Raw genomic sequence first — 26,731 nt, 5'->3', positions numbered from 1 at the left:
TTCATCCTTCTTTTGAAGTTTTGCTTCAAGTTCATCGATTTTCTTCTGCTGGGCTTTTTCTGTAATGTCCGGTCTGGTACGGTTGAATATCATTGCCGCATTTTCCAAGAATTCTTTCTTCCAGTTCAGGATCATGTTTGGATGAATGTTGTTTTCCTTTGCAACATCGCTGACCGCTTTTCCATCCTGAATAACAGCCATCACAACTTTCAATTTTTCTTCTGCCGTAAAAGTTCTTCGCGTTCTTCCCATAAGGTGTCCTTCCTTTGTATTATACACCTTATTAGCTTTGCTGTTTTAGTCCAAGTTGCGGTTAGGCATTACAGTTGGTCCGGTCGATCAATTAAAAAAATTGCGCGAGGAACATCTTAAAATTCAGTTGACAATATCTTTACACGCAGCAACACAATCTGCAAGAAATCGTATTATTCCTCACATGCGCATATATGCTATTGAAGATGTTGTTAAGCAAGCCTTATCCTATTCTGAAAGGCATAATCGCAAAATTGTCTTTGCGTATTTGCTTTTACCGGGTATAAATGACCGGCCCTCAGATGTAAGACAACTTGCAAAATGGTTTCGGGGCAAAAAAGTTATGATTAACGTGTTACAATACAACCCAACAAGCAATTCAAGAATTAAAGCACCACAGAAACGGGAAATAGTTGCATTCAAACATCAATTAGAGCAAGCAGGACTTGAAGTTACTATGAGAGTTTCTCATGGCAGAGAGATTAACGCGGCTTGTGGACAGTTAGCTAACACATATAATAAATTCAAAAAAAAATGATTAAAAGTGCCAGACGCATAGACGCAGAGCCGATAACGCATTAGGTCAAAAAACCTATGTGTTATCGGCTTTTTTATTTAATATTGCGCAAAAGCCGCTGTTCCCTATTATAGAATGGATTGCGGGTAGTGTATTAAAGTCGCCCTTTTTTAAGGATACGGCGGTATCGGGGAGGTATCGCCGTGTCCATTTTTATTTACTGTAACCCGCCTAATGCTTTGCGGTCAAAAAAAGCTATGCTCCGCAAGCGGGATATTCCGGCTATGAATGTGAACTGTCAATACATTTAGCTACTGCTTACATTTCCTTTGCGCCCGTCCGCGTCTTGCGGACGGGCGCATTTTGCTTTTTTCAACTTTTTTCTGAAAAGCGCACTCAAGAGCCATCTCCCGAACGGGTACGGAGCGAAAGGGGCAGAGAGGACAAGCCCTTAACTCCCGTCCTCTACTCCACGCGGGAAGGAGGTGAACTCTATGGAGCTATCTTCTTCCGACAAGGAAAGAATACAACATCAGTACGACGCATTCGTCACCCATTGCATTATCCCAAAATTGTGCGTTCTCCTCCCAGATTTTTTTACTTTCCTCTGTTCCCATGTTCTCTCCCACTCCCCAAATTTGCTTTTTTGCTTCCATTAAATCTTCCTTACTATATTCCATTGTTACCCTCCATAACTTCTGATTGTTGCCGTCTTGACGATTATGTATCTTTACATTACCTTCTGAAACATATGGCGCACCTTGTCCAGGCGGCTGTTTGGACGGCGGGGCTGGATGACCGGCTGACCGACAGCGGCCTGATATCCTTTCAGCTCTGTAAGGCATACGCTCCGCCCGTTGGTGTAAAAGGCCAGATCAGTACGGTATGCCTGTATACAGCGGGCGGGAATCTCGCCAGTAAAGACAACTTCATCCTTTTTTACCTGGGCCGTTTCGATGGTGGCACAGTATTTCGGTGCATCATGATAAGCCCTGGAAAGGTATTCCTGGGGCGCATAGAGGATGAAGGAGAGATAAGGTTCCAGCAGCTGCGTCCCCGATTCCTTCAATGCCTGTTCCAATACAATCGGGGCCAATGAGCGGAAGTCCGCCGGCGTGCTGACCGGACTGTAATAAAGCCCGTATTCAAAGCAAATCTTACAGTCCGTTACGTTCCAGCCGAACAAGCCCTGCTCCAGCCCGTAACGGATACCATCCCTGACAGCGTTTTGAAAACTCTGGTTCAAGTATCCCAGCGAAACCCGGCTCTCGTATTGTACACCGGAGCCAAGCGGGAGTGGTGTAACAGACAGTCCTATGGATGCCCAAAACGGGTTGGGCGGCACCTCGATATGGATGGTGTGGCTGGCTGCTTTGAGCGGCCGCTCCATATAAATGACGGAGGGTTCCTTTACCACTGTTTCAAGCTTGTATTTTTCCGACAGCAAAGCGGAAACAACCTCCAACTGCACCCGGCCCAAAAAAGAAAGAATGATCTCATGGGTGATGGAATCCACTTCGCAACGCAAAAGCGGGTCAGTATCCGCAAGTTGCGTAAGAGCGTCCAGCAGCCGTTCTCTTTGCGCTGCCGTTTTCGGCGCAATCGTCGTCCGCAGCATGGGGAGGGGGTCCTCGCGCCACCTTTTACGAGGGAGCCGGGTTTGGTCCCCTAATACATCGTTTAACCTCACGCTGTCGCTGGGAAGGATAACAATTTCACCCGGATAAGCGGTGTCTGTCCGAACAATTTCCCCTTTGGATGGAATACGCATCTCTGTGATTTTCAGCTTTTCTCTCCCGGCCAGGGCCACCGTATCCCGCAGGCGCAGCGTTCCGCTGTATAGCCGTAGATAGACACGCCGCTGGCCGCAATCTGTATACTCCACCTTGAAAACGCTGCCGCATAGGGCGGCGCTCCCCTGTTCCCCAATCGGTTGGAACAGCCCTGTCACCGCATCCATCAACGGTTGAATGCCAAGGCCCTTTTTGGCGCTGCCATAATAGACCGGGAACAGGGAGGCGTCTTGAACCCGCCGCTGTTCCTCCCGCACAAGTTTTTCCCGGCTGATTGGTTCTCCTGCGATATACTTTTCCAATAATTTATCGTTATTTTCGATGACCGCATCCCATGCTTCTATGTCGGTATTTTCCTCCAGGACTATTTCCGGGGACAGCGACACCGTCTGCTTGATGATAATATCGGCGGAGAGCTTATCCCGAACAGACTGAACCACGCTCTGCAAATCAACGCCAGCCTGGTCGATCTTGTTGATAAAGATAACGGTGGGAATGTTCATTTTCCGCAGGGCATGGAACAGAATACGGGTCTGGGCCTGCACGCCATCTTTAGCGGAGATCACCAAGATGGCCCCATCTAAAACAGCCAAAGAGCGGTACACCTCCGCCAAAAAATCCATGTGGCCGGGCGTATCCACAATGTTAACTTTACATCTGTGCCACTGGAAGGAAGTGACTGCCGCTTGAATGGTAATCCCACGCTGCCGCTCCAAAAACATGGTGTCCGTCCTCGTTGTCCCTTTTTCGACGCTCCCCGGTTCTGAAATGGCTCCGCTGGCATATAGCAGGCTCTCCGTCAAGGTCGTCTTTCCAGCGTCTACATGGCCAAGAATTCCAATATTGATTATTTTCATGTGATTGTCCTCCCTTTACAGCCCCAAAGGGCATAAAAATCCCCAGCAGTAAAATACTTTTACCACTGGGGATTATAAGTTGCGGACATACACATATACAGCATACACCTGTTTGTGATTGCTGTTTTTTGAATATGTCAAAATTGATAAGGCAAAAGTATTCTTAAATTGGGTACAAAAAACCAAGCCCCTACAAAAGGGACTATCATAATCCTTTGTTCCCACTATTTGATTATAGTTTTATTTAAGAATACCTTGCCGCATATTTTTTACTCCTTTTCTGGAATGAAGCTATTATATCACATCAGTTTTAGGAAAGCAAGTACCTAAAAGAAATTTTTCTTCCCCTTATATGTAACAATCATACCGGCTTCCTAGCGTTCAGAATGTTTTCTGCTGTCTGCTGTGGTGTTTGGTTGGAATTGTCCAACCAAAAGCCGATCCGTGGTGTTGTCTGCATTTTACTAAATACAAATTCAATGTATACAGAAAGAAATATATAAGGAGTGGGAGGGATTCCGCCGTAGTCGGCATTGTAGGAAAATCCAAAAGTTTAGATTTTCTCAAAATGCTTATCTTTTGGTCTTTGGTTCGGAATAGTGTAGTGCTGGCGGTCTATCTATTGTTTTCGGTTGCTTGCTTCTTTACCGTACATGAGCATTCTGAAACGGACAAAAGGAAAACACTCCTGTTTCTGACTGAGAAAGCACATGCCTTAAAGGGCGAGTACGATTCTGTATCTGATGAGATGGGCAGTATTTACTACAAAGGTTTTTCAGAGGAAGAAATTACCCGGTTTGAGGAATGTCTCGACCGCATCAGAAAGAATCTTGAGGAGTGGCAGAAGTCATGAGTATTTGTATCAAAGATCAGATTCAGAACATGAATATCGTCATTGGCTGCACAGTGGGGTGTACATATTGCTATGCCCGCAACAACGTGAAACGCTGGCATATGATTGATGACTTCACTGACCCTGAATTCTTTCCGAGTAAGCTCAAGATGATGGAAAAGAAACGTCCGCAGAACTTTCTTCTTACCGGGATGAGTGATCTCTCCGGATGGAAGCCGGAATGGAGAGACGAGGTATTTGCAAAGATCCGTGAAAATCCACAGCATCAGTTCCTGTTCCTTACCAAGCGACCTGATTTGCTGGATTTTGATACCGATCTGGAAAACGCATGGTTTGGCGTTACGGTGACGAGGAAAGCAGAACTGTGGCGTATTGACGCCCTTCGGAAAAACGTCAGAGCAAAACATTACCATGTTACCTTTGAGCCGTTATTCGACGATCCCGGCACAGTTGACCTTTCCGGAATCAATTGGATCGTTGTCGGCACCATGACCGGAGCTCAGAGCAGGAAGATTCATACGGAGCCGGAATGGGCATGGTCTCTGGCGGACCAGGCACATAAGCTCGGCATTCCGGTGTTTATGAAGGAAGACCTTGTCCCTATCATAGGGGATGAAAATATGATTCAGGAAATGCCGGAGGAATTCAATAAAGTGTTAGAGGTACAGAGATCATGGCAGAAGTAATCGATGGAATTCTCATTCGTGAGGTGGAAACAAAGAACATCATGACCAAGTCCAGTCTGCCGGTAGGCGGTTACTCGGTCAATCCCTATGTGGGCTGTACACATGCCTGCAAGTATTGCTATGCTTCTTTTATGAAGCGCTTTACCGGACACACAGAGGAATGGGGCACTTTCCTTGATGTGAAGCATTGGCCGGAAATTAAAAATCCGAAGAAATATGCCGGACAGCGGGTGGTCATCGGTTCTGTGACAGATGGCTACAATCCACAGGAGGAGCAATTTGGAAATACCAGAAAACTTCTGGAGCAGCTGATCGGCAGTGACGCAGATATTCTGATCTGCACAAAGTCGGATCTTGTGGTACGGGATATTGATCTGCTGAAGAAGCTTGGACGTGTAACCGTTTCATGGTCGATCAACACACTAGATGAAAATTTCAAGAACGATATGGACTCTGCTTCGAGCATTGAGCGCCGTATCTCTGCTATGAAGCAGGTATATGAAGCCGGTATCCGTACAGTCTGTTTCGTATCCCCGGTATTCCCCGGTATCACGGATTTTGAAGCAATCTTTGAGCGGGTAAAGGATCAGTGCGATCTGTTCTGGCTCGAAAATCTCAATCTTCGAGGCGGTTTCAAAAAGACAATTATGGATTATATCGCTGGAAAATATCCTGATCTTGTACCACTTTACGACGAGATCTATAACAGGCATAACCGCAGCTACTTTGAAGCACTTGAAGTAAAAGCTGAGAAAATGGCTAAGAAGTATGATTGTGCCTTTGTGGATAATGAAATGCCTTATGGCAGAGTCCCGCAGGGACATCCGGTGATCGTAGATTATTTCTATCATGAGGAAATCCGTGGGACAGAGAATACCGGAAAAAGAAATCGCTAACTTTCAGTTTGCAAAGCTGGCGTAAGAAATTGGAAGTTATCGTTGAATCAGCTTTGTAGAGGATAAACAGATTGACAAGATAGAGATTTTCTACTAGAACATTGTTTAAAAATAAATAAAAGTCCGTCAGACTATAATAAGACTATATGGTTTACACTGTTTCTGATATAAACAGCAAATCCGTATAGTCTTTTTTTTTATGGAGGAATCGAATGAATCAGCAATTTATGAAAGAGAAAAAAATTGTTCCGCTTGTATTACAAATGTCCGTACCTATGATTTTATCTATGGCAGTGAACGCACTTTATAATATTGTAGATAGTTACTTTGTAGCAAAAATCAGTCAAAATGCAATGACAGCTTTGTCTATTGTATTTCCGGTACAAAATATGATCAATGCTATTGCAGTTGGCTTTGGAATTGGCTTGAACGCTATGATTGCATATTCGATAGGTGCAAATAAGGAGAAAAAAGCAAACCATATCGCATCAACAGGTGTATTTTTGAGTATGATACATGGAATCATACTTACTATATGTTTTTTCATTGGAATGCCGGCATTTATGCAACATTTTACTAAAGAACAGGAAATTATAAATTTAGGATTAGAATATGCAAATTGGGTTTTGTTATTTACAGTTATTATTCAGGTTTCTGTAGCTTATGAAAAAATTTTTCAATCGGTAGGCAGGATGAAAGTATCGATGTGCAGCATGATGGTGGGATTTATTGTAAATATTGTATTAGATCCAATCATGATCTTTGGTTTTGGGAAGTTTCCTGCAATGGGCATGAAGGGTGCTGCAATTGCAACGGGAATTGGACAGGTATGCACACTAATTGCATATTTATCCTTTTATTTTATGACTCCGATTCCTGTAAAAACCAGCTGGAAATACATACGATTTGAAACAAATGAACTCAAGCGTGTTTATGGTATCGGCATCCCGGCAACTTTAAATCTGGCATTGCCTTCTGTGCTGATTTCTGCATTAAATACAATTTTAACTGCTTTTGGAGATACCTATATCTTGATTTTAGGAATCTATTATAAGCTACAGACATTTATTTATCTGTCAGCCAATGGAATCATTCAGGGAATCCGACCTTTAATCAGTTATAACTATGGTGCAGGGCAGTGGGAGAGAGTGAAAAAAATCTCGGGAACAGCAGAAGTTTTTATTTTAGGAATTATGTTGTTTGGAACTGCAGTTTGTCAGCTTTTTCCGGAACAACTGATATCTATCTACTTTGAAGATGCTGCCATTGTGCAATATGGTGTAACTGCATTATCGATCATCAGTCTTGGATTTGCCATATCTTCATTGTCAGTTGTAGCATCGGGAGTGTGTGAAGCTCTTGGAAAGGGACTTCTTTCCTTGAGCATTTCCTTAATACGATATATCGTAGTGATTATTCCGGCTTCCGTCATTTTCAGTAAGATGTGGGATGCGAATGGCGTGTATGTAGCATTTGTATTTACAGAATTTACAGCAGCTTTGATTTCAGCATTGCTAATGAAAAAAGTATTAAAGAAGGGATAGAATATGAATATCATCAAGAAAATAATCTGGGTTGTAATCGGTTCTGTGATTGCTGCATTTGGAATAGATCTGGCAATCTATGCCGGATTTGGAGGAGCTACTCTGGCTGTTTTATGGCAAGGAGTTTCTCATGTGTTACATATTACATTGGGACAGGCATCCTTTGTGGTTTCAGTAGTAATGATTGTCTTTTGTCTGTTCTATGATCGCAGCCAGATTTATCTGGGTACTATTTTATATCAAATCATCTATAGTGTATGTACAGATTTGTTTCAGCCGTTGATGCACTACACAGAAAGTAAAATCTTGAATTTCTTTATAATGCTGATGGGGATTGTTCTGTTTGCAGTAGGAACAGCTATCTATTCTTATGCTGATTGGGGAAGAGGCTCCTATGAAGCGGTAACATTTGCTTTGGCAAAAAAGCATTCCTGGCAGATTAAATATGTGCGTATAGCACTTGATACCATGGTGGTGCTAGTCGGTATGTTCTTAGGCGGAAAGTTTGGAATGTGTACTATTTGTACAATACTTCTATCCGGTGTGATGATTCAAAAAACATTGCAATTATTGCATGCTATGATAGAGAATAAAGCATTTTACTAAAGAACAGGAAATTATAAATTTAGGGTTAGAATATGCAAATTGGGTTTTGTTATTTACAGTTATTATTCAGATTTCTGTAGCTTATGAAAAAATTTTGCAATCGGTAGGCAGGATGAAAGTATCGATGTGCAGAATGATGCCCTCTATGCCAATATAGTTGTCGTCTAGTGAGGTGGCAAAATGAAATATACAACAAGTTTTAGGAACTCGGTGTTGAAGAAGATTCTTCCGCCGTCGAAAGTATTTTTAACCGTCACGTTGAACTTATAAAAGAATTACAGGCGGCTGAATATCAGGTTTCTGAATTTAAAAAAACTTCAAACCCGCTGAATTTTTTTGAAAAAAATGATACAGTTCTTCCCGGAATGAATTTTTTGAGAGGTAAAATATGAAAGCTGCTATTTTTTTTGGTTCTAAGTCTGATACGGACAAAATGAAAAAGGCGGCCGAAGTTCTTTCGGAATTCGGCGTTGAGTATAAAGCGTACGTGATTTCTGCACACAGGGCAGGGGAGCTTCTCCGCCGTACGGTAGCGCAGGTTGAAAGCGACGGCTGTGAGGTAATTATTGCCGGCGCCGGTCTTGCCGCTGCACTTCCGGGTGTAATTGCAGGTATGACAGTTCTTCCGGTTATAGGCGTTCCGCTTGAATGTCTTTCTGCCGGTTCTAACGGTCTTGGCGGAATTGATGCGCTTCTTTCTATTGTACAGATGCCGCCGCAGATTCCTGTTGCAACAGTCGGAATAGGAAACTCAAAAAATGCCGGCTATCTTGCAGTTCAGATTCTTGCGTTAAAATATCCGGAACTTAAGGAAAAACTTCTTGCGTTCAGAAAAAAACTTGCCGACGATGCGGCAGGCGCAATGAACGCAGATATATAATAAATACAGAGGCAGTATATTTTCTGTGCAATCCCGTTTTCAAAAGACAATAAACAGTATATAATGCCTGTATGCAAAGCGATTTTCCGCGGAATTTTCAGTTCTTCGGAAAATCCATAAAACAACATTTTTAAGGAAATTCAAATGGCAAGTTACAAAGAAGCTGGTGTTGATGTTGAAGAAGGGTACAGAGCAGTAAACAAGTACAAGGAACAGGCTGCACGCACCCGAATTCCGGGACTGCTTACTGATTTGGGAAGTTTTAACGGTATGTTTGCAATCCCTAAAGGCTTGAAAGAGCCTGTTATGGTCAGCGGAACAGACGGCGTAGGCACAAAGCTTGATATTGCGTTCAAGATGAAAAAATACGATACGGTCGGAATTGACTGCGTTGCTATGAGCGTAAACGACATTCTTTGTTCAGGAACAAAAAGCCTGTTCTTCCTTGATTATGTTGCGTGCGGACGGCTTGATGCCGATGTTGCCGCCGATCTTGTAAAAGGCGTTGCCGACGGCTGTGTAGATGCCGGATGTGCGCTCCTTGGCGGAGAAACGGCAGAAATGCCTGATTTTTATGATGAGGGAAAATACGACCTTGCAGGATTTGCCGTAGGCGTAGGTGAAAAAAAGGAAATGATCACCGGAAAGGATATTTCTGAGGGTGACGTTCTTATCGGACTCAGCTCAACTGGCGTTCATTCAAACGGTTTCAGCCTTGTCCGCAAGCTTGTTACTGATTTCAACGAGCCGTTCCTTATGGACGGAAAACCGACTGGAAAGACAATCGGTGAAGTTCTGCTTACACCGACGCGCATTTACGTACGCCCTGTTATGGAAGTTCTTTCAAAATACAAAAAATCCGTACACGGTATGGTTCACGTTACTGGCGGCGGATTTTATGAGAATATTCCGCGTATGTTCCCTAAGGCAAAAGAGGGAAAAAAGCAGCTGATTTCCGTAATCAGACGCTCAAGCTGGGATATTCCGCCGGTATTCGGCGAACTTATACGGCGTGGTGCAGACGTTAACAGCGTGTACAATACGTTCAATATGGGAATAGGTTTCGTTCTTGCCGTAAAGGAAAAGGACGCGGACGCTGTTATAGAAATGTTCAATAAAAACGCATCAAAATACAGCCGCCCGGACACACCAGATATGAAAGCGTATAAAATCGGACGCGTTGCATATTCTGAAGGTGCGGTTCAGAGCCAGAAAGATGCCGTCCTGTTTGAGGACTAGCCGTTTATGATGAATACAGCGGTTTTGGTCAGCGGCGGCGGTACGAATCTTCAGGCACTCATTGATTACGAAATGGCGCATAAGGCGGACGGCTGTCCGTATACAATAAAAGTCGTAATGAGCGACCACAAGGATGCGTATGCCGTAGAGCGCGCAAAAAACGCCGGCATTCCGGCAGAAATCGTAAGTCCGTATGCAGTTATGGGCGCTGATGTTGCAAAAGCCGCTTCTCGCGAAGAAAAGCGCGAGGCGGTGAGCAATGCAGTCCTTTCGCTCTGCAATGATTACAACATAGATGCGATTGTTCTTGCCGGATGGCTTACGGTTAATTCCGGAAAACTCATAAAAGCTTTTGAAAACCGTATGATAAACCTGCATCCTGCGCTTCTTCCAAAATTCGGCGGCGTCGGAATGTGGGGGCATCACGTGCACGAGGCTGTTCTTGCCGCAAAAGAAACGGAAAGCGGCTGTACCGTTCATCTTGTAGACGGCGGCTGCGATACCGGAAAAATTCTCGTACAGAAAAAAGTACCTGTTCTTCCGGATGATACTCCTGAAACTCTTTACGCGCGCATAGCTCCTCAGGAACATATTGCGATAGTGGAAGGTACGATAATGCTTTCCGGGCTTCTTGGAAAAAATCAGTAAAAACAATCTTTTTTCATTTTATCCGCAGGAAATCTGCATACAGATTGCATATAGAAAAGCTGCCTGTTTTATGGTATGCTTTTCTATATGTCTGAATTATTAGCTCCTGCGGGAAATATCGAATCTCTTGATGCTGCAATCGGTGAAGGCGCGGATGCAGTCTATCTTGGCTTGAAAAGTTTTAATGCGCGCCTTCGCACGTCTAATTTTGCCTGGAATCAGTTTGAAGCTGCCGTTCAGGCCGTTCACCGTCAGGGGAAAAAAATATACGTCACTCTGAATACAGTCTGTGAAGAGCGTGAAACCGAACGTCTTTACCGTCTGCTTTCTTATCTTGATAAAATCGGGCCGGACGGTCTTATCGTGCAGGATTTTGCTGTCATCAGAATGTGCCAGCAGTTTTTTCCGAATATGGAACTTCACGCATCAACGCAAATGAATGTTGAAAGCGCAGCTGCGGCTAACTTTCTTTCAAAGGAAGGCTTGAAGCGCGTTGTTCTTGCACGCGAGCTTGGTCTTGAGGAAATCAAGCAGATAAAGCAGGGAACTAATGCCGAGATTGAAATGTTCGTCCATGGTGCGCTGTGTGTAAGTGAGTCCGGTCTGTGCCTTTTTTCCAGTTTTCTGGGCGGAAAGTCTGCAAACCGCGGTATGTGTACTCAGGCGTGCCGCCGTTTCTACACGGCAGAATATCCTGAGGGAGTAGAGCAGGGGTACTATTTTTCTCCGTGCGATATGCAGCTGATTGACCATATACCGGACTTAATGGAAATCGGCGTTGATTCCTTTAAGATTGAAGGACGTATGAAAAGTGCCGAATACGTTGGAAGCGTTGTTGCAGCATACCGTTACGTTATGGATCACTGGAAAGAGGACAAAAAAGGCGCGATTGCTGCAGGAAAGCGTATGCTTGCTTCAGATTTTGCCCGATCAAAGACTGATTACTGGTACGGATTTAAGGAAATCGGCGAAGGCGTAAACAATGCCGGCGCAAAAATCTTAAATCCTAATCAGGCGGGCGGAACCGGCATTTATCTTGGAAAAATTGCAAAAGTCAGAAAAGCGCCGGACGGACTTATCGAAGAAATCAACAGGAACATTCCTGAAGGTGCAGATCCGCGTGACTATTATATACAGATGGCACAGCTGTCCGGCGGTTCTTACGACCCTGATCCGGGTGACTCCATCCGCGTTCATTCCAAAAATGATGACGGACGTAAAAGCCACAAAGTGCGGAGTGTAGAGGTTGAAGATGACGGCTCGCGATGGATTGACGTTCCAAAATCGTTCGGAATCGGAGACAGCGTATATCTTCTTCAGATAAAATCAATGTCTAAACGTTATGCGCGCGTTCTTCCGCCTGATTTAGGAAAATTCCGTCGTCAGCCGGGCGATGAGCTTCTTCCTGTCCTTGACTTGACACCAGTAGAAAAGAAGGAACTTTCTTATTTTCCTGACGGAATTTATGTTCAGGTTTCTTCTATTGCTGATGTATTTCTTGCACAGGCGCTTCATCCAGTGCGCATTATCATTGAATATAACAGCGACACAAAGGATGACTTTCTTCATTCAAGGACGGTGCTGCCGTTCAGCAAAAAGACAGTTTTCATTTCCCTTGACCCGTTCTGCCCGGCGGCAACAGAAAATCAGCTTAAGACAGAACTTGATTTGCTTATAGAAAACGGATGGTGCAATTTTGTCGTGAATAATATTGCGCACATACAAATGTTAAAAGGAAAGAAAGTGAACGTTATTGCAGGTCCTTATCTGTATACGTTTAACCGCTGGGCAGTTTCCTGGCTTGAAAACCAGAATATCGGCGCTTTTGTTATGCCTTATGAGAATTCACGGCGCAATCTTGAAGCAACTTTTGATCCGGAAGTCCGCCAGCGCGTACTCGTTCCTGTTTTTGCCTATCCGGCACTGTTCAGAATCCGCTTTAAGCTTCCTAAAGAATACGGATTTACGTATTTTTCAGACAAAGAAAACGAAGAATTCAAGGTCGTTTCCTCTGACGACGGCTCGTTCGTTATGCCGGAACTTCCGTTCTCCTTGCTTGATAAAACCGAAAATCTTGCTGCATCCGGCTTTAAGAAAATGCTTATAGATTTTTCAAAGACAAAGCTTTCAAAAGGGCAGATTAAGGCAATTACGTCGTCGCTGTTTAAAAAACAGATTCTTCCTGACGTTTCACGGTTCAACTGGAAGGACGGCTTTTATTCTCCGCAGCAGATAGAAGAATTCAAGGCAAGCAACGAGCGTGCCGCCGCAGCAAGGCTTGCAATGCAGAAAGACGCCTCTGCCAAAGGCAAAGACCGTTCCGTTCCGCAGAAAAATGCGGCCTCCGGGCGCGGCGGCACTGTCCGCACCTCAAAAAAAACGTACGGCAAGAAGAAAAAGCCGTTTTAAGGGGTTGTTTTAAACCCTTAATGCAGCTAATTGTCCGTAAGTCAATGACTTACGGCAATTTGACGGGCTGTGCTGAGTAATCGCTTCAAAGTGTTAATCAGCACTTCCCTAAGCCTTGTCCTCCTAGAAAACAGCTGCTTCTTCTTCAAACTGCTCCTCCGTTTCAAGGTCAGTCTGCGTTTCAAGTACTATTTCGTCCTCTACGGAAGCGCAGTTTGCTTCGGCTATTGCGTTTAAATCAGTTTCGCTGTCTTCGCTTTTTGTAACGCGTTTTTTAAACTCAATATGTTCTGCAATAATTGAAATTCTGCTGCTTGTCTTTCCGTCGGCAGATTTCCACCTGTTCTGCTTAAGCCTTCCTACAACACGCAGTCCTCTTCCCTTGTCACAGTTTTTCATGCATACTTCTGCCATTTTTCCGTAAGTTTCTACGTCAAAGTAAGAAACTTCGTTTACACCTTCGCCTTTTGCATTTTTGTAAAAGCGGTTTACTGCAAGCGGAATTGTACAGACTTTAAATCCTTCTGCAGGTTCTCGGAATACTGGTGAGCGGGTTACATTTCCTTCAATAATCAATGAATTAAGCTGGTTCATAAAAATACCTCAAAAAACAGATTTTCGTTCTTGAAATTATGTGCTAAGAACGAACTTTATCCGGCCGGAATAAAGTGTTGCAGCATTTTTTGCCGCTACCTTATAATCGAATTGAAGTTGAAAAAAAGGCAAAAAATGCACGTAAAAAATTAATTTTTTTGAGAATTTTCATTTTTTTTTAATGCTGTGTATAACTAGCCGTTACTTACAAGGCGCAGGATGTAAAGCTGCGTGTACATATAAAGCGCATCTTCTTCCTTGATTTTCTGCATGTTCGGAGTTTTTACAAGCGTTGATGCAAGACTCTGTACGCGTTCAAGGTTGAACGTACTTGTTGAGATTGTCTTTATGACTTTGCGCATATAGTCGCGGATAAGTGCATTTACGTCTTCCGTCAGCTGTGTGCGCGCTTCATTTGTAATCATTTTGTTCCATATATTGTGGTAGGAATCAAGTTCGCGGTCGATCGTAGAACCGGAAGGAATGAGCTGTTCGCTAATTTCCTTTGCCGTTGCCGCAAGAATTTCTTTTTTAGACCCGGTTTTTCCCGTACGCTTCTGCGGCGTATCGTCCGGAATGTCATCGCTTGTAAGTTCCGGGGCGGCAGACTGTTTCCGCGCTACAGGCTGTTTTTTCTTAAGGAAAAGCCCTGCAATCCAGGAGATGATAGGAATTGTATACCAGAACGGCAGCATCATCCGCGCACGAGCAAGAATGGAAGTGTTCTTGAGCATAAGAAGTTCGCTGTACGGAAGAAGTTTGTTTCCGGTGAAGATGTTGAAGTTGTTTCCTTCCGGGCTGTTGTTCAGTTCAAAATTCAGGACAGGTAGAAAATTCGCCGTCAAAAGCGTATGTAGTACCGGCGAAAATTCCTGCACGCATTTATGAAGTTCAAGTTCAAATGCCTTGTCTTCTTTCATTTCAGGGAGTTTTCCGTAATTTGAAAGGACTGCATACCATTTGTCCGTAAGATGTTTTTCTATAGTATTGTGCGCTTCATTTGCAAGCCGTACGATAAGCGGAAGGACTTTTGACTTGTAGATGAAATACCGTTTTCCCGACTCGATTTTGAATACGAGAAGTTTAGGAAGGTCATTGTTTTCTGTTTCAGAAGTAAGCTGCTGAAGGCTTGCCTTTAAGTCTTCTTCGCTGAACTGCCCGTACAGAAGAGCACCTTTTGAATCCCTGAATTTAAGGATTGAGTCCATTTCAAAAAAATACGGTGGTTTTGCAAGGCACGCTTCAAGTTCATTAAGTGCTTCCTGTTTTTTTTGGGCTGCATTTTCTTTGTCCTTAAGGAACATAAGCCATATTTCTGCGATTGAAATTGCCTGAAGGATGTTCGTGTCTTCAATCGTCCTGTCCTTTACTTTTTCAAAGTCCTGCCGGATAAAGTAGCACAGCTGGTTCCAGAAATAGAAAGAATCCGTGTCGCCGTCAAAAGTCTGGTCTGTGTTGTCCGGATGCTGAAGAAATCTTGAAAAAAAGTTCCTTGCTCCAATTTCCTTGTTCGGATTGGAATTCCTGAGTTTTTTCAGGAAGTAGTCGTGATATTCGTCTTTTTTTAGAATGTGACGCATTTTTGCCATTGCGCACCGCACAAGAAAAATTACAGGCACGCACGCCGGATACAGGATTGCCGGAACGTCTTTTGGCAGCATAAGGCAGTAAAGAAGCGGTGACTTTACGTCCTGCTCAGAAAGAAGATACGGAATGAACTCCGCACCGTCCCTTTTTTCAAATGCGCTCATAGGAAGCTGTTTTGGCAAGTCAGTGACAGAAGGAAACGGAACCATAGGACTGTTCAGAATTTCCTTGTATCTGTTTGCAAAATAGACGGAATAATATGTAAGGACAACGACTGTTACTTTTCCGGTATTCTGATTAAGAATATATGCTTCGTGTTTTGAAACGAGTTCCTCAATCTCCTTGTACAATGTGGAGTCCGGCACTTCAAGATACTGGACAAGTTCCGGCTGTTCTTCAATATGCTTTGCAGAATAGCGGCGGAGATAATCACAAAAATCTTTGAAATTAACGAAGGCAGACTCCTGCTTCGTTGCGTAATGTCGAAGCAATGATTCAAGTTTTACAGACTTAGCCATAGCCATAATTGTAACAGTTTTACGCTGTTTTCACAAGTTTTTAAAACATCTTTCTATTATAGAATTATAAAAGTCTGTGAAAGAAGTCTGACCGGACTGTCTGACTGGACTTTGAAACTGATGATTCATCTGATATACTTATGCAATGAAACTAATATGTGCTCCTATGGCTACGCTTTGTCATCCGGCCTTCAGGATTATGATTGAAAAATTCGGCGGGTGTGATGAATATTATACAGAGATGATAAATGCTCCGTCTCTTTTAAATAACGGTCAGTTTGAAAAATATTACACCGACCCTGCGCCTGTTCCTGAAAAAATCGTATGGCAGCTTACAGGAAAAGCTGCTTCGCCGCTGATTGATGCCGCAGCACTTTTGTGCCGTCTTCCTGGAATCGGCATTGACCTTAATATGGGCTGCTGTGCGCCTGAAATTTTCAGAAGCGGTGCCGGAATTGCATGGATGATGAAACCTGTTTCGGAAATTCAAGAACTTGTGTGCGGCGTAAAAAACGTTCTTGTCCGTTACGAAGCTGAATCAGGAATACACAGGCGGCTAAGCGTAAAATGCCGGCTTGGAGACGATTCTTTTACGGACGAAAGTTTTTTTTCCTTTATAGAACTTCTTGTTTCCTGCGGCGTTGAACAGATTGCAGTTCATCCCCGTACGCGAAAGGAAAAATACCGGGAAAAGCCGCGCTATGAGTATGCGGAAAAAGCCGCATTGAAATGCATCGGAAAAGCCGGCGTTGTCGTAAACGGCGATGTATCTGACCGCCAGTCTTTTGAAAGGGTGACGGCGCTGTGTCCTGACTGTACGGGCGTTATGATAGGACGCGCCGCAGTTCAGAAACCGTGGATTTTTGCGGAACTGCGCGGACGACTTACCGGCGGAAAAACCGTTGATTTGGAAGAAGCAGCGCTTTCGTTCATTGAGGACGTTCAGCGCTATCAGCCGCCGGAATTCTGGCGTACGCGCCTTCAGCGTTTTTTTGCATATTATTCGCAGAATTTTTCGTTTGCGCATTATGCCGGAACAAAACTTATGAACGCGAAAAGTCCTTCGGAAACGGCAGAGGCACTCCGTTTATATTTTTCTGAAGTTCCTGCGGACAGGACGATTTTGTTTCCTTGAAAAGGCTTTCCGGAAAAACTCCTTGAAAAAAAAACTGTTGACTTATAAAAATTATGGTTTAGCATATTTATAATATCACTGTTTATAAAAAATGAGGATAAAATGAACTTTAGAAAATTATTGTGTTCTGCAGCCGCTCTTTTTGCGGCATTTGCTTTGTCTGCATCTGATTCCGGCGTTCCCGGTTCTTTTGACAATGCATCACCGGCAGGAATGAAAGACGTTCTTGCCCTTGATGCAAAGCTTAATCCGTCTGATGACGAATTTGTTGTCTATTATGTCCGCCCGGATAAGAATTACGAAAAATGGGCGCTCTGGATGTGGGCTGTACCTGGCGGCGACGGCGGTGCAAACTGGAACTATACCCAGAACTGGTCGGTTCAGGATGGAATCGGCTATATGCGCTTTAAGACGGACGGTTCTTCTACCGGCGGAGAAAAAATCTTTTCTTCGGAAGGAACTGTCGGGCTTATCGTCCGCCAGAAAGACGAATGGGTAAAGGACTGTCCCGATGACAGAATCTGGAATTCTTCCGTTTCAAAAAAAGCTGTAATTTTTTCAAACGACCAGACAACTTATGCTGTTGCTGACTACAGGCCGTCTGTAAAATCGGCAGAACTTTCTTCCCTTACGGAAATTCGTGCCGTGCTTTCCGGCAGGTACGGACTTGATACTGACGGCGGTTCATCTGGTTTTTCTGTCGTAACGGAAGGCGGAAAGGAATACGCAATTTCAAAAGTGTACAACACTAATCAGCCTAAAAACCTTGCTGCCAATATGACTGCGGACGTTACTATCGTTCTTTCAGAACCTGCTGACATAGCAGATTCTCTTATACTGAAAAACAGTGCGTTCTTAGGTGATGCGGCGGTTAATTCGTCAAAACTTGCCGTCCGCATTGCAGAATCTAAAATTCCATCGGCGGATACAGTTCTTGGATGTGAATTTGACGGAACTTCTGCTTCATTTAAGTTGTGGGCACCTACGTCATCATCTGCTGTTCTTAATCTTTACAGAAAGGCAGACGCCGCTTCGCCTGATTTTACCGTTTCAATGTCATTCAATGATAAAACCGGCGTGTGGTCAGCTGTTTTTGACAAAGAAAATCCGGACGGCTATTTCTACGACTATACTCTTCAAAATTCAAAGGGAACAGTTACGGTACTTGACCCGTATGCTCGTTCTATGAGTGCAAACCGCGGAAAGGGCGGTGCCGGTCGTGCTGCCGTTGTTGATTTGAAAAGCCATAAAGCCGGCGTTCAGGAATCTTCTTACGTAAATCTTACAAAGCGCGAGGATGCTGTTATTTATGAAGTTTCCGTACGTGATTTTACTGTAAGTCCTGATTCAGGAGTTTCTTCCATGCCGGGAACGTATACGGCGTTCATAGAAAAAATTCCGTATTTAAAGCAGCTTGGAATTACGCACGTTCAGCTTATGCCTGTGCTTAATTTCTACTTCAATGACGAAACTGACAAATCTTATGAATCTTCCGGTACTGTAAGCGGTAATAACTACAACTGGGGCTACGATCCGCACAATTATTTTACGCCGGAAGGCTGGTATGCAACAGATGCGGAAGATCCGTACTGCCGCATTCGTGAGCTTCGTGCGCTGATTGATGAATGTCACAAAGCCGGACTCGGCGTACTTCTTGACGTTGTGTACAATCACATGGCAGGAACTCAGTTCCTTGATGACATCGTTCCGGGTTATTATTTCCGCCTTGACGAAAGGGGCAGGTTCAAGTCTAATTCCGGATGCGGAAACGACACTGCTACCGAGCGTACGATGATGAAGCGTCTTGTTGTCGATTCAACTTCTCATTGGGTGAAAAACTATATGGCGGACGGCTTCCGATTTGACCTTATGGGACTGATGGAGGCTTCTTCTGTCCTTGATTCCTATGCTGCGTGTGTAAAACTTAATGCAAGTACGCTTTTTGAGGGCGAAGGCTGGAAAATGTACAATGGAGCGCCGGGAACTGTAGGACTTGACCAGAACTATATGCTTAAAACTGATAAAGTTGCCGTTTTTAACGATGAATTCCGCGATTTGATTAAGGCCGGCGGTTTTAATGAAACTGGACGCGGACTTATTACAAAAAAATATACGGACAATACCCGCTTTTTCAGAAATGTAACAGGAAGTCCTATGTCGAACTATCGTGCAGACCAGCCTGGCGACAATCTGAATTATCTTGTCTGTCATGACGGACTTACGCTGCACGACGGAATTGTTCATAACCTTCACCTTGACGAGAAAAAAGACAGGAAAGAAATTATCAGCCGTCTGAAACTCGGAAACTTTATAGAACTTACTTCACAGGGAATTGCTTTCCTTCATGCAGGACAGGAACGCGGAAGGACAAAGCCGAATGTGAAGGGAGCAAAAAATGAAACAATTGGAAACTTCGTGCGCAACAGCTATGACTCTTCTGATAATATAAATCAGATTGTCTGGACGCTTGATGAGGACTATCAGGGGCTTCTTGACTACACGAAGGGGCTTATTGATATAAGAAAAGAGTTTGATGCGTTCCGTCTGGGGAATGCAAAGAAGGTTTCAAAGAATATAAGCGAACTTGAGCTTGAGGATGAGTCCGGTCTTGCCTTTGGATATGTAATAAAAGACGGAAAAAGCAGATGGTTTGTATTAATTAATGCAAATTCAGAAACATTGAAATTTAATGCTGGCGTTTCTTTGAATAATGGTGTAGTATATGTAGATAGCGAAGCTGCTGATAAAAATGGAATTCAGGCTCCTGTTGGAGTCAGTATTTCAGGGGCGCTCGTTGAGCTTGCTCCTCTTACGGCAACTGTTATCCGCTTAAAATAAGCTAACTTTTTATTTTCAAATATGGAGGAAAAAATGAAAAGAGTTATTTTTGCTGCTGCTGCAATCGCAATGGCTGCATCTACCGCTTTTGCTGCTCCAAAAAGAGCTGAACTGAAGGTATGGGAATCTGCTGGTCCGGAAAAAACATTCGTACAGCATGTAATCAAGGCTTACAAAAAGGTTAATCCAAAAGTAAAGGTTACTTATGAACCTGTAGAAGCTACTGATGCACGTGCAAAGATTGAGCTTGACGGACCTGCTGGAGTAGGTGCTGATATTTTCGTTACGCCGCATGACCATATCGGTGCTCTTGTTCAGGGCGGACACGTTCTTCCTGTAGACGATGCTGATGCATATATGGCAGACTTCCTTGACATGGCACGCGTTGGTGCTACTTATGACGGAGTTGTATACGGTTATCCGCTCGGCTCTGAAACTTATGCTTTGTTCTACAACAAGGACATCTTGCCAGAAGCTCCTAAGACTTGGGATGAAGTTGTTGCTTATGCAAAAAAATTCAACAACAAGGCAGAAAACAAATATGCTCTTGTATGGCCGGTTGCTGACGGTTACTATGGATATATGTTCATGGAATCATTCGGCGCTCCTCTGTTTGGACCAAAAGGAAATGACCGCAAGCAGCACAACCTGAACAGCCCTGCTGCTATCAAAGGTCTTACTTATTTCCAGAATCTCCGCAAGCAGATTCTTGACATTCCTGCAGCAGATGCTTCTGGTGACTTCTGTAACGCTGAATTCACAGAAGGAAAAGCAGCTATGATTATCACAGGTCCTTGGAAGATTAACGACTTCAAAAAAGCCGGAATCAACTTTGGTATCACTACAGTTCCTGCATTCCCGGGAACAAATCATCCTGCAAACACATTCGCAGGCGTTCGTCTTGCATTCGTAAGTTCATATTCAGAATTCCCAGAGGAAGCAAAAGAATTTGCTAAGTTCATGACTTCAAAAGAAATGCTCCAGATGCGCTTTGAAGATACAGATCAGATTCCTCCAAGAAAGGATATCGTTACAGACAACGAACTCAGCAATGGTATTAAAGAGCAGCTTAAATATGCTACTCCAATGCCTACAATTCCACAGCTTGGTACATACTGGAATGCTATGGGTTCTGCTTACTCAGGAATCTGGGACGGCGACAACGTAAAGACTTCACTTGACGCTGCTGCTGCTTCTATGGAAGCTGCAAAATAAGTGAACCTTTAAATCGGTTCTTATAGGGACAATACACAGCGCATATTTTATGCGCTGTGTATTTGATATTTAAACGAGGAGTATGGAATGAATAATACTGTAGACCCTAATAAACTGAAGAAAGCTCCTTTTGCTTCTTCCTGTTTTATGGGATTGGGTCAGATTCTGTACCTGAAACAGTATGTGCGCGGAGCGTTGTTTGCACTTGTAGAAGTGGTAATGCTTTGCTCTATTATTTTTGGTACAAAAAAAATTATTCCTGCAAATAATTCTGAATACGATTATTTAAAGCAGGTTCCCGAAACAGCAGAACTTGTTGAATACCTGGAAGATGCTGAATATTCAAAATTAGATTCAATAATGGCTTCACGAGCCAAGTCAATGGAAAAATTTTTTAAAAATGCAGCTGTAAAAGGTTTAGGTGATGCTGCATACAAAGAAATTGTTGACGAAGCTCAGGATTACAAAAAAGAAGATAAAGATGCATATAAAGAGGCTTTGGCCGAGGCAAAGCAGGCAAAAGCCGATGCCATAGAAGAATATACTGCCGTATTTGCAGATTATGATTATTCATCTTTGGATGAGGTAGAAGAAGCATCTTATGAAATCATTGACTATGATGATATTTACGATAAGTATACTTCTATATCTTCAAAGTATGATCATAAACTTGCAAAAGTAATGGCTAAGATGGAAGCAAAGAAATTTGACGGTGCAAAAAAAGAACTGCTTCCTGAATATAAAGAGCTTGTTGCAGAGGCAAAACAAAATTATAAAGACAGTCTGGCAGCAATAGCAGAAAAGAATAAACAGACAGTTGCAGAACTGAAGAACGGATATACAGAAGTTCTTAATCTTGCAAAAGAAGGCGGTGCTGAAAAAGAAGACCTTAGAAAACTGTCTGTTCAGTATAGAAAAGATCTTGACGCTGCTGAGGAGCAGTTCTCTTCTGATAAGGTAAAGGCACGCTTTGCTTTTGAGAAAGAACTGAAAGATGCCTTTGCAGTTTTTGACGGCAATAATGAATTTGACGAGCATTACGATGGTTGTACTCTTTGTAAACGCGCTGCTTCAAACGGAAAAAGAACTGTTATGCACAGGGCGTGGTTCAAAGGTCCTCTTGTAACTTCTATTATAGGTTTGTTTACTCTTGGTGACAGACAGAATACTACAGTAACAAAATTCATGGATCATTCAATCTTTATGATGATTAATGGTATTTTTGCTCTTGTTATAATTCTGTTCTTTATTTTCCTGTATCAGCTCAACATCAACAGTGCACGGACAGCGGCGAATAAAATCATAAAGAATAACAAATTCCCTTCATTGAAAGAATCTCAGAATGATTTGTCACAGAATTCATTTGCGACAATCGGTATTGCTCCGAGCGTTGTAATGATTGCAATCTTCTCTTTGATTCCGCTTTTGTTCTCTGCATTGGTTGCATTCACCAACTATTCTTCACCTGATCATGTTCCGCCGAACAATCTTGTAGACTGGGTTGGTCTTTCAAACTTCGTTACGATGTTCTCTACAAAAGTAGGTGGCGGCGAATGGGCAAAGGCATTTGGAAATGCTGCTGTCTGGACTATCGTCTGGGCTATCTTTGCAACATTTACCTGTTTCTTTGTAGGATTTTTCTATGCGTTCGTTCTTCAGGACAAGCGCGTTGCAATTCCTTCATTCTACAGAACCGTATACATTCTTCCGTATGCCATTCCGACAATGCTTTCTCTCTTTGTCTGGGCAAACCTTCTGAACGGTACTATCGGTCCTATCAATAGAACGCTTCAGCTTATTGGTCTGATTGAGCAGCCTATACCGTGGCTTTCAAATCCTAATGTTGCGAAATTTTCATTGATTTTCGTAAATATATGGATTGGATTCCCGTACAGTATGATTCTTACGACTTCCAGTATGACGGCTATCTCAAACTCATTGTACGAGGCGGCAGTTATTGACGGTGCTACAAAATGGCAGCAGTTCAAGAGCATTACATATCCGCTTGTTATGTTCCAGCTTAAACCTACATTAATCATGCAGTTTGCTTCAAACATTAACAACTTCGGTGCTGTATTCTTCCTTACTGGCGGTGGTCCTAATATGCCTCAGGCAGGTCTTACTACTACAACTACATGCGGTGCAACAGACCTCTTGATTTCATGGATCTATAAGTTGACAATGAATACTCCTTCGCGCTATCAGCTTGCTTCTGTTCTTTCTTTGCTTGTATTCGTTGTACTCGTTCCTTTTGCTTTGTATAACTTTACGCGAACTAAGTCATTCAAAGAGGGAGAATTGTAATTATGAAAAAATTTGTAAGTCGTGCTACTCCGCTAAGTATTATTTTGAATATTATACTGGTTATAAACGTTATTGTTGTTTTGTATCCGGTATTGTTCACAATCAGTTCTTCATTCTCTGTTTCAAGTTCTCTTGCAGCAACTTCTGTAATTCCGTTTACAGACGAAAAAGACGTTTCGACAAATGTCTGCGTTGTCTGTAACGGTACTGCAAAAAAAGCAGATTCTTCAGTTGTGTTTAAGTTGAAGGATTTGAAAGAATATGTTGCGGATGAGGCAGAAAGGCAGGCAGTTCTTGATGCGCTTAAATCAGGCGATCCATATAGAGGAATCGTAGTTTCTTCTGCTGATGGAAGGCTTGTCACTGTAAGACCGAAAAGTTCTTTCCTGCAGGACGATTTGAAAAAAGGCGTTGATAAATGCCAGAATAAGAAACTTGTATACACTGTTTATACAGATGAAGACTGTGTTTCCTGTAATAAAACGGGTTTAAGAGCCTGCGCAACTTGCGGTGGTTCAGGTATCATTCATACTGTAGAAAAAGTTACTATCGGCAATAAGTCGTGGGAACAGGATGTTATGACTTTGTGTGAAACTTGTGATGGTACAGGTAAACAGACAAAACTGATGACCCAGTTTAAGTTTAAGAAGCCGTCGTTCTATCAGTTCAAGCGTCTTCTTACTTCTGCTGATAAATTTGTTGATCCTGTCGGACCGGGAACAAAAAAAGTTCTTGGTACTAACTACAAGCACTGGTATCTTAACACATTGAAGGTTGCATGTATGAATACAATTCTTACTGTATTTATTTGTACTACAGCCGGATATATTTTCTCTCGCTTTAAGTTTACCGGACGCAAGCAGATTATGGCAGGTATGATTGTCCTTCAGATGTTCCCTAGCTTCATCGGTATGGTTGCAACATACGTTATCCTGTGGAAATTCAATGCGCTGAATACGCTGTGGGGACTTGTGCTTGTCTATGCCGCAGGAAGTATTCCGTTCAACTCTCAGTTGATGAAGGGATACTTTGATACAATGCCTAAGGATATTGCGGAAGCTGCATACATCGACGGTGCTTCGCCGCTTGTTGCATATCTTAGGGTTATTCTTCCTGCTGCAAAACCGCAGATTGTATTCCTTACCTTGACAAGTTTTACAGGTCCTTGGATGGACTATATCTTCCCGCGTATGATTTTGCGCAGTGATGATAAGAAAACTCTTGCCGTAGGTTTGTATGAGATGATCAGCGGCCGCTCAAACGATAACTTTACTATGTTTGCTGCGGGTGCTATTCTTGTTGCAGTTCCTTTCGCTATCTTGTTTATGGCAGGTCAGAAGTCATTGCTTCTTTCTCTTGCCGGTACAAGCGGTAAGGAATAACAGACATTCTATTCCGTACTTTCAGGCAGCCTGCAGTTCTTCTGCAGGCTGCTTTTTTTTTTCGTTATGCAGAAGGTGGTTATTGTTTGAAACTAAAAGAAAATCCTTTTTTGTAACGATAAAAAAAATTCTTGTTTTTTTATAATATATGGTATAATTTTTATATTCATTTTGTGTGGAGGAAATTATGTTAAATAAAAAATCAATGGTAAAAAAATCCATTGCTGCTGTCTGTCTGCTTGGTTGTGCAGGGGTGTTGTCTGCAAAGCCTAAAAAATATAAGACTGTACAGCCGGAACTTGCGGTTACCGAACTTGCTCCGGTTGAACGGAAGGCTTCAAAGCCGGGTGAAGGTGTTTACTATAGTCTTTTTGTGCGTTCCTTTGCTGACGGAAACGGCGACGGAATCGGTGATTTTAAGGGGCTTACAAAGAAACTTGACTATCTGAATGACGGAAATGATTTAACTGTAACCGACCTTGGAATTACCGGTATATGGCTTCTGCCGATTTTTCCGTCACAGTCATATCACGGATATGATGTTGATGATTATTATGCCGTAAATCCTGACTACGGAACGATGGAAGATTTTGAAACTTTCCTTGCGGAGGCAAAAAAGCGCGGAATAAGCGTCATCATTGATATGACGTGCAATCATTCGTCTGCCTATAATAAGTGGTTTATTGAGTCTAAAAAGCCGGATAGTCCGTATCATACCTGGTACCGCTGGATAACGGATTTGGATTTTACGGAAAATGGCGGCGTATATAACAGAAAGCAGAAAGGTCTTGCCGGAAATATCTGGACTATAGACCTTTCAAATCCTGTTGTAGATGCAAACGGAAAAACTGTCCTGGACAAATCCGGACAGCCGGTTATGAACTACTATGCCGGTCTTTTCAGTACAAATATGCCTGATTTTAATATGGATGAACCTGCCGTCCGTGCAGAATTCAAGAAAGTGTTTAAATTCTGGCTTGACAAGGGTGTGTCGGGCTTCCGTTTTGATGCAGCCGGACACGTTTATAATGTAGCAGAGGTAAAGCCTGGCTCAGAAACGTTGACAAAGGCTGTTGAATTCTGGAAGGAAATGAATGCTTACGTTTGGGAAGAAAAGCCTGAGGCTTATAATGTAGCAGAGGTATGGGAACCGACTGCAACTCGTGCGCGCTATATGGGCGGAATGCAGTCTAATTTCCACTTTGATCTTGGAACTTTAATTCCGAATATCATCAATAATCAGGAAATTAACGACAAGAAAAATCAGCCGGAAGATATGGATAAATCATCTTACAATGGTTTTGCACGCAGTCTTGCTGGTGAATATGCAATGTATGCACGGAATAACCCTGATTATATAGATGCTCCGTTCCTTTCAAATCACGATCAGCCTAGAAGCAGTGCGGCATTGCGCAATAATCCTGCAAAAATCAAGCTTGCCGCTGATATGTATATTCTTGCTGAAGGTGTTCCTTTTATCTATTATGGCGAAGAAATTGCAATGAAGAGTGGTGCAGACGATCCTACTAAGCGTACTCCGATGGTGTGGAAACCGGCTGGAAAAGATAAGCTTACTCCAACGTGGTGCGATTCCGGTGCATACGGCAACGTATCTGTATACAACAAGAAAACAGTTCCTGTTTCCGAGCAGGAAAATGACCCGGATTCAATTCTGAATCATTACAAGCGTGTTATTCGTGTAAAAACTGCTCATCCGGCTTTGTACAAGGGACGTCTTACTCCTGTTCCGTGCGACAGTGCAGTTCTTGAGTCCTGGGTGATGGAATGTGACGAGGAAAAGGCATTTGTCGTTCACAATGTTTCTTCCGTAAAGGACGTTACAGTTCCGCTTCCAGAAGGCTGCGATATGCCGATGGTGTATGCTGCAAATCCGGCGGCAAAAGTTGAGGATGGAAAAATTACTGTTCCTGCGATGAGTTCAGTTGTGCTTGCGCAGATGAAATAAAAAAATAAAACT

General features: G+C 43.0%; 22 protein-coding genes. 17 read left to right on the top strand and 5 right to left on the bottom strand.

Annotation, left to right across the window (positions count from 1 at the left end):
* Window positions 1-252: transposase (locus B5D55_RS10930; RefSeq protein WP_143593102.1), on the bottom strand; the 252-nt coding region annotated here is incomplete at its 3' end.
* Window positions 253-307: 55 nt separating this feature from the next.
* Between B5D55_RS10930 and B5D55_RS10925 the strand changes: the two genes are divergently transcribed.
* Complete coding sequence (locus B5D55_RS10925; protein ID WP_456154920.1) at window positions 308-790, top strand: hypothetical protein; 483 nt, start codon at window positions 308-310, stop codon at window positions 788-790.
* Window positions 791-1,269: 479 nt separating this feature from the next.
* Here B5D55_RS10925 and B5D55_RS10920 read toward each other — a convergent pair whose 3' ends face one another.
* Both B5D55_RS10920 and tet(W) read right to left on the bottom strand, forming a co-directional pair.
* Window positions 1,270-1,449, bottom strand: coding sequence for a hypothetical protein (locus B5D55_RS10920; protein WP_003525195.1), 180 nt, complete (start codon window positions 1,447-1,449; stop codon window positions 1,270-1,272).
* A gap of 50 nt (window positions 1,450-1,499) precedes the next feature.
* A complete protein-coding gene (tet(W), locus tag B5D55_RS10915) occupies window positions 1,500-3,419 on the bottom strand; it encodes a tetracycline resistance ribosomal protection protein Tet(W) (protein ID WP_078934043.1) in 1,920 nt (639 codons plus the stop codon).
* Between the two features lie 412 nt (window positions 3,420-3,831).
* Between tet(W) and B5D55_RS12010 the strand changes: the two genes are divergently transcribed.
* The 10 genes from B5D55_RS12010 (at window position 3,832) to B5D55_RS10865 (ending at window position 13,180) form a co-directional block, all read left to right on the top strand.
* Window positions 3,832-4,272 carry a MarR family winged helix-turn-helix transcriptional regulator gene (locus B5D55_RS12010; protein WP_078934042.1) on the top strand — a complete coding sequence of 147 codons (441 nt, stop codon included), beginning with the start codon at window positions 3,832-3,834 and terminating at the stop codon, window positions 4,270-4,272.
* Window positions 4,269-4,958, top strand: coding sequence for a radical SAM mobile pair protein A (locus B5D55_RS10905; RefSeq protein ID WP_078934041.1), 690 nt, complete (start codon window positions 4,269-4,271; stop codon window positions 4,956-4,958). The genes B5D55_RS12010 and B5D55_RS10905 overlap by 4 nt, the downstream gene beginning before the upstream one ends.
* Window positions 4,946-5,854: a radical SAM mobile pair protein B gene (locus B5D55_RS10900; protein WP_078934040.1), complete on the top strand. Its 909-nt coding sequence runs from the start codon at window positions 4,946-4,948 to the stop codon at window positions 5,852-5,854. Before B5D55_RS10905 ends, B5D55_RS10900 begins: the two co-directional genes overlap by 13 nt.
* 212 nt (window positions 5,855-6,066) lie before the next feature.
* Complete coding sequence (locus tag B5D55_RS10895) at window positions 6,067-7,398, top strand: MATE family efflux transporter (RefSeq protein ID WP_078934039.1); 1,332 nt, start codon at window positions 6,067-6,069, stop codon at window positions 7,396-7,398.
* Window positions 7,399-7,401: 3 nt separating this feature from the next.
* Entirely contained in the window at window positions 7,402-8,004 is a 603-nt protein-coding gene (locus tag B5D55_RS10890; protein ID WP_078934038.1) for a YczE/YyaS/YitT family protein, read from the top strand.
* A 46-nt stretch (window positions 8,005-8,050) separates the two neighbouring features.
* Window positions 8,051-8,161, top strand: a complete 111-nt coding sequence (locus B5D55_RS12075; protein WP_407701175.1) for a hypothetical protein — start codon at window positions 8,051-8,053, stop codon at window positions 8,159-8,161.
* A gap of 231 nt (window positions 8,162-8,392) precedes the next feature.
* Window positions 8,393-8,884 (top strand): 5-(carboxyamino)imidazole ribonucleotide mutase, encoded by a 492-nt coding sequence (gene purE, locus B5D55_RS10880; protein ID WP_078934036.1) that lies wholly within the window; start codon window positions 8,393-8,395, stop codon window positions 8,882-8,884.
* Window positions 8,885-9,028: 144 nt separating this feature from the next.
* A complete protein-coding gene (gene purM / locus B5D55_RS10875) occupies window positions 9,029-10,123 on the top strand; it encodes a phosphoribosylformylglycinamidine cyclo-ligase (protein WP_078934035.1) in 1,095 nt (364 codons plus the stop codon).
* Window positions 10,124-10,129: 6 nt separating this feature from the next.
* Window positions 10,130-10,771 carry a phosphoribosylglycinamide formyltransferase gene (gene purN / locus B5D55_RS10870; protein WP_078934034.1) on the top strand — a complete coding sequence of 214 codons (642 nt, stop codon included), beginning with the start codon at window positions 10,130-10,132 and terminating at the stop codon, window positions 10,769-10,771.
* Between the two features lie 87 nt (window positions 10,772-10,858).
* A complete protein-coding gene (locus tag B5D55_RS10865; protein ID WP_078934047.1) occupies window positions 10,859-13,180 on the top strand; it encodes a U32 family peptidase in 2,322 nt (773 codons plus the stop codon).
* 123 nt (window positions 13,181-13,303) lie between these two features.
* Here B5D55_RS10865 and B5D55_RS10860 read toward each other — a convergent pair whose 3' ends face one another.
* The gene (locus tag B5D55_RS10860) at window positions 13,304-13,774 is read right to left on the bottom strand and encodes a single-stranded DNA-binding protein (protein WP_078934033.1); all 471 of its coding nucleotides are present in this window, start codon (window positions 13,772-13,774) and stop codon (window positions 13,304-13,306) included.
* Window positions 13,775-13,968: 194 nt separating this feature from the next.
* A complete protein-coding gene (locus tag B5D55_RS10855) occupies window positions 13,969-15,879 on the bottom strand; it encodes a hypothetical protein (protein WP_078934032.1) in 1,911 nt (636 codons plus the stop codon).
* A gap of 145 nt (window positions 15,880-16,024) precedes the next feature.
* Between B5D55_RS10855 and B5D55_RS10850 the strand changes: the two genes are divergently transcribed.
* The 6 genes from B5D55_RS10850 (at window position 16,025) to B5D55_RS10825 (ending at window position 26,719) form a co-directional block, all read left to right on the top strand.
* Window positions 16,025-17,014, top strand: coding sequence for a tRNA-dihydrouridine synthase family protein (locus B5D55_RS10850; RefSeq protein ID WP_078934031.1), 990 nt, complete (start codon window positions 16,025-16,027; stop codon window positions 17,012-17,014).
* A 102-nt stretch (window positions 17,015-17,116) separates the two neighbouring features.
* On the top strand, window positions 17,117-19,852 hold the full coding sequence (locus tag B5D55_RS10845; RefSeq protein WP_078934030.1) for an alpha-amylase family glycosyl hydrolase: 2,736 nt from the start codon (window positions 17,117-17,119) through the stop codon (window positions 19,850-19,852).
* Between the two features lie 33 nt (window positions 19,853-19,885).
* Window positions 19,886-21,067: a sugar ABC transporter substrate-binding protein gene (locus B5D55_RS10840; protein ID WP_078934029.1), complete on the top strand. Its 1,182-nt coding sequence runs from the start codon at window positions 19,886-19,888 to the stop codon at window positions 21,065-21,067.
* Window positions 21,068-21,154: 87 nt separating this feature from the next.
* Window positions 21,155-23,371 carry a carbohydrate ABC transporter permease gene (locus tag B5D55_RS11925; protein ID WP_234975430.1) on the top strand — a complete coding sequence of 739 codons (2,217 nt, stop codon included), beginning with the start codon at window positions 21,155-21,157 and terminating at the stop codon, window positions 23,369-23,371.
* A 2-nt stretch (window positions 23,372-23,373) separates the two neighbouring features.
* On the top strand, window positions 23,374-24,753 hold the full coding sequence (locus B5D55_RS11920; protein ID WP_234975429.1) for a sugar ABC transporter permease: 1,380 nt from the start codon (window positions 23,374-23,376) through the stop codon (window positions 24,751-24,753).
* A 187-nt stretch (window positions 24,754-24,940) separates the two neighbouring features.
* Window positions 24,941-26,719: an alpha-amylase family glycosyl hydrolase gene (locus B5D55_RS10825; protein WP_078934028.1), complete on the top strand. Its 1,779-nt coding sequence runs from the start codon at window positions 24,941-24,943 to the stop codon at window positions 26,717-26,719.
* Window positions 26,720-26,731: the final 12 nt, after the last annotated feature.

The organism is Treponema porcinum, assembly GCF_900167145.1.
In the GTDB taxonomy this organism is placed as follows: Bacteria; Spirochaetota; Spirochaetia; order Treponematales; family Treponemataceae; genus Treponema_D; species Treponema_D porcinum.
Note: the sequence above shows the minus strand (reverse complement) of the source record. Positions and strands in the feature narration are given on the sequence as shown.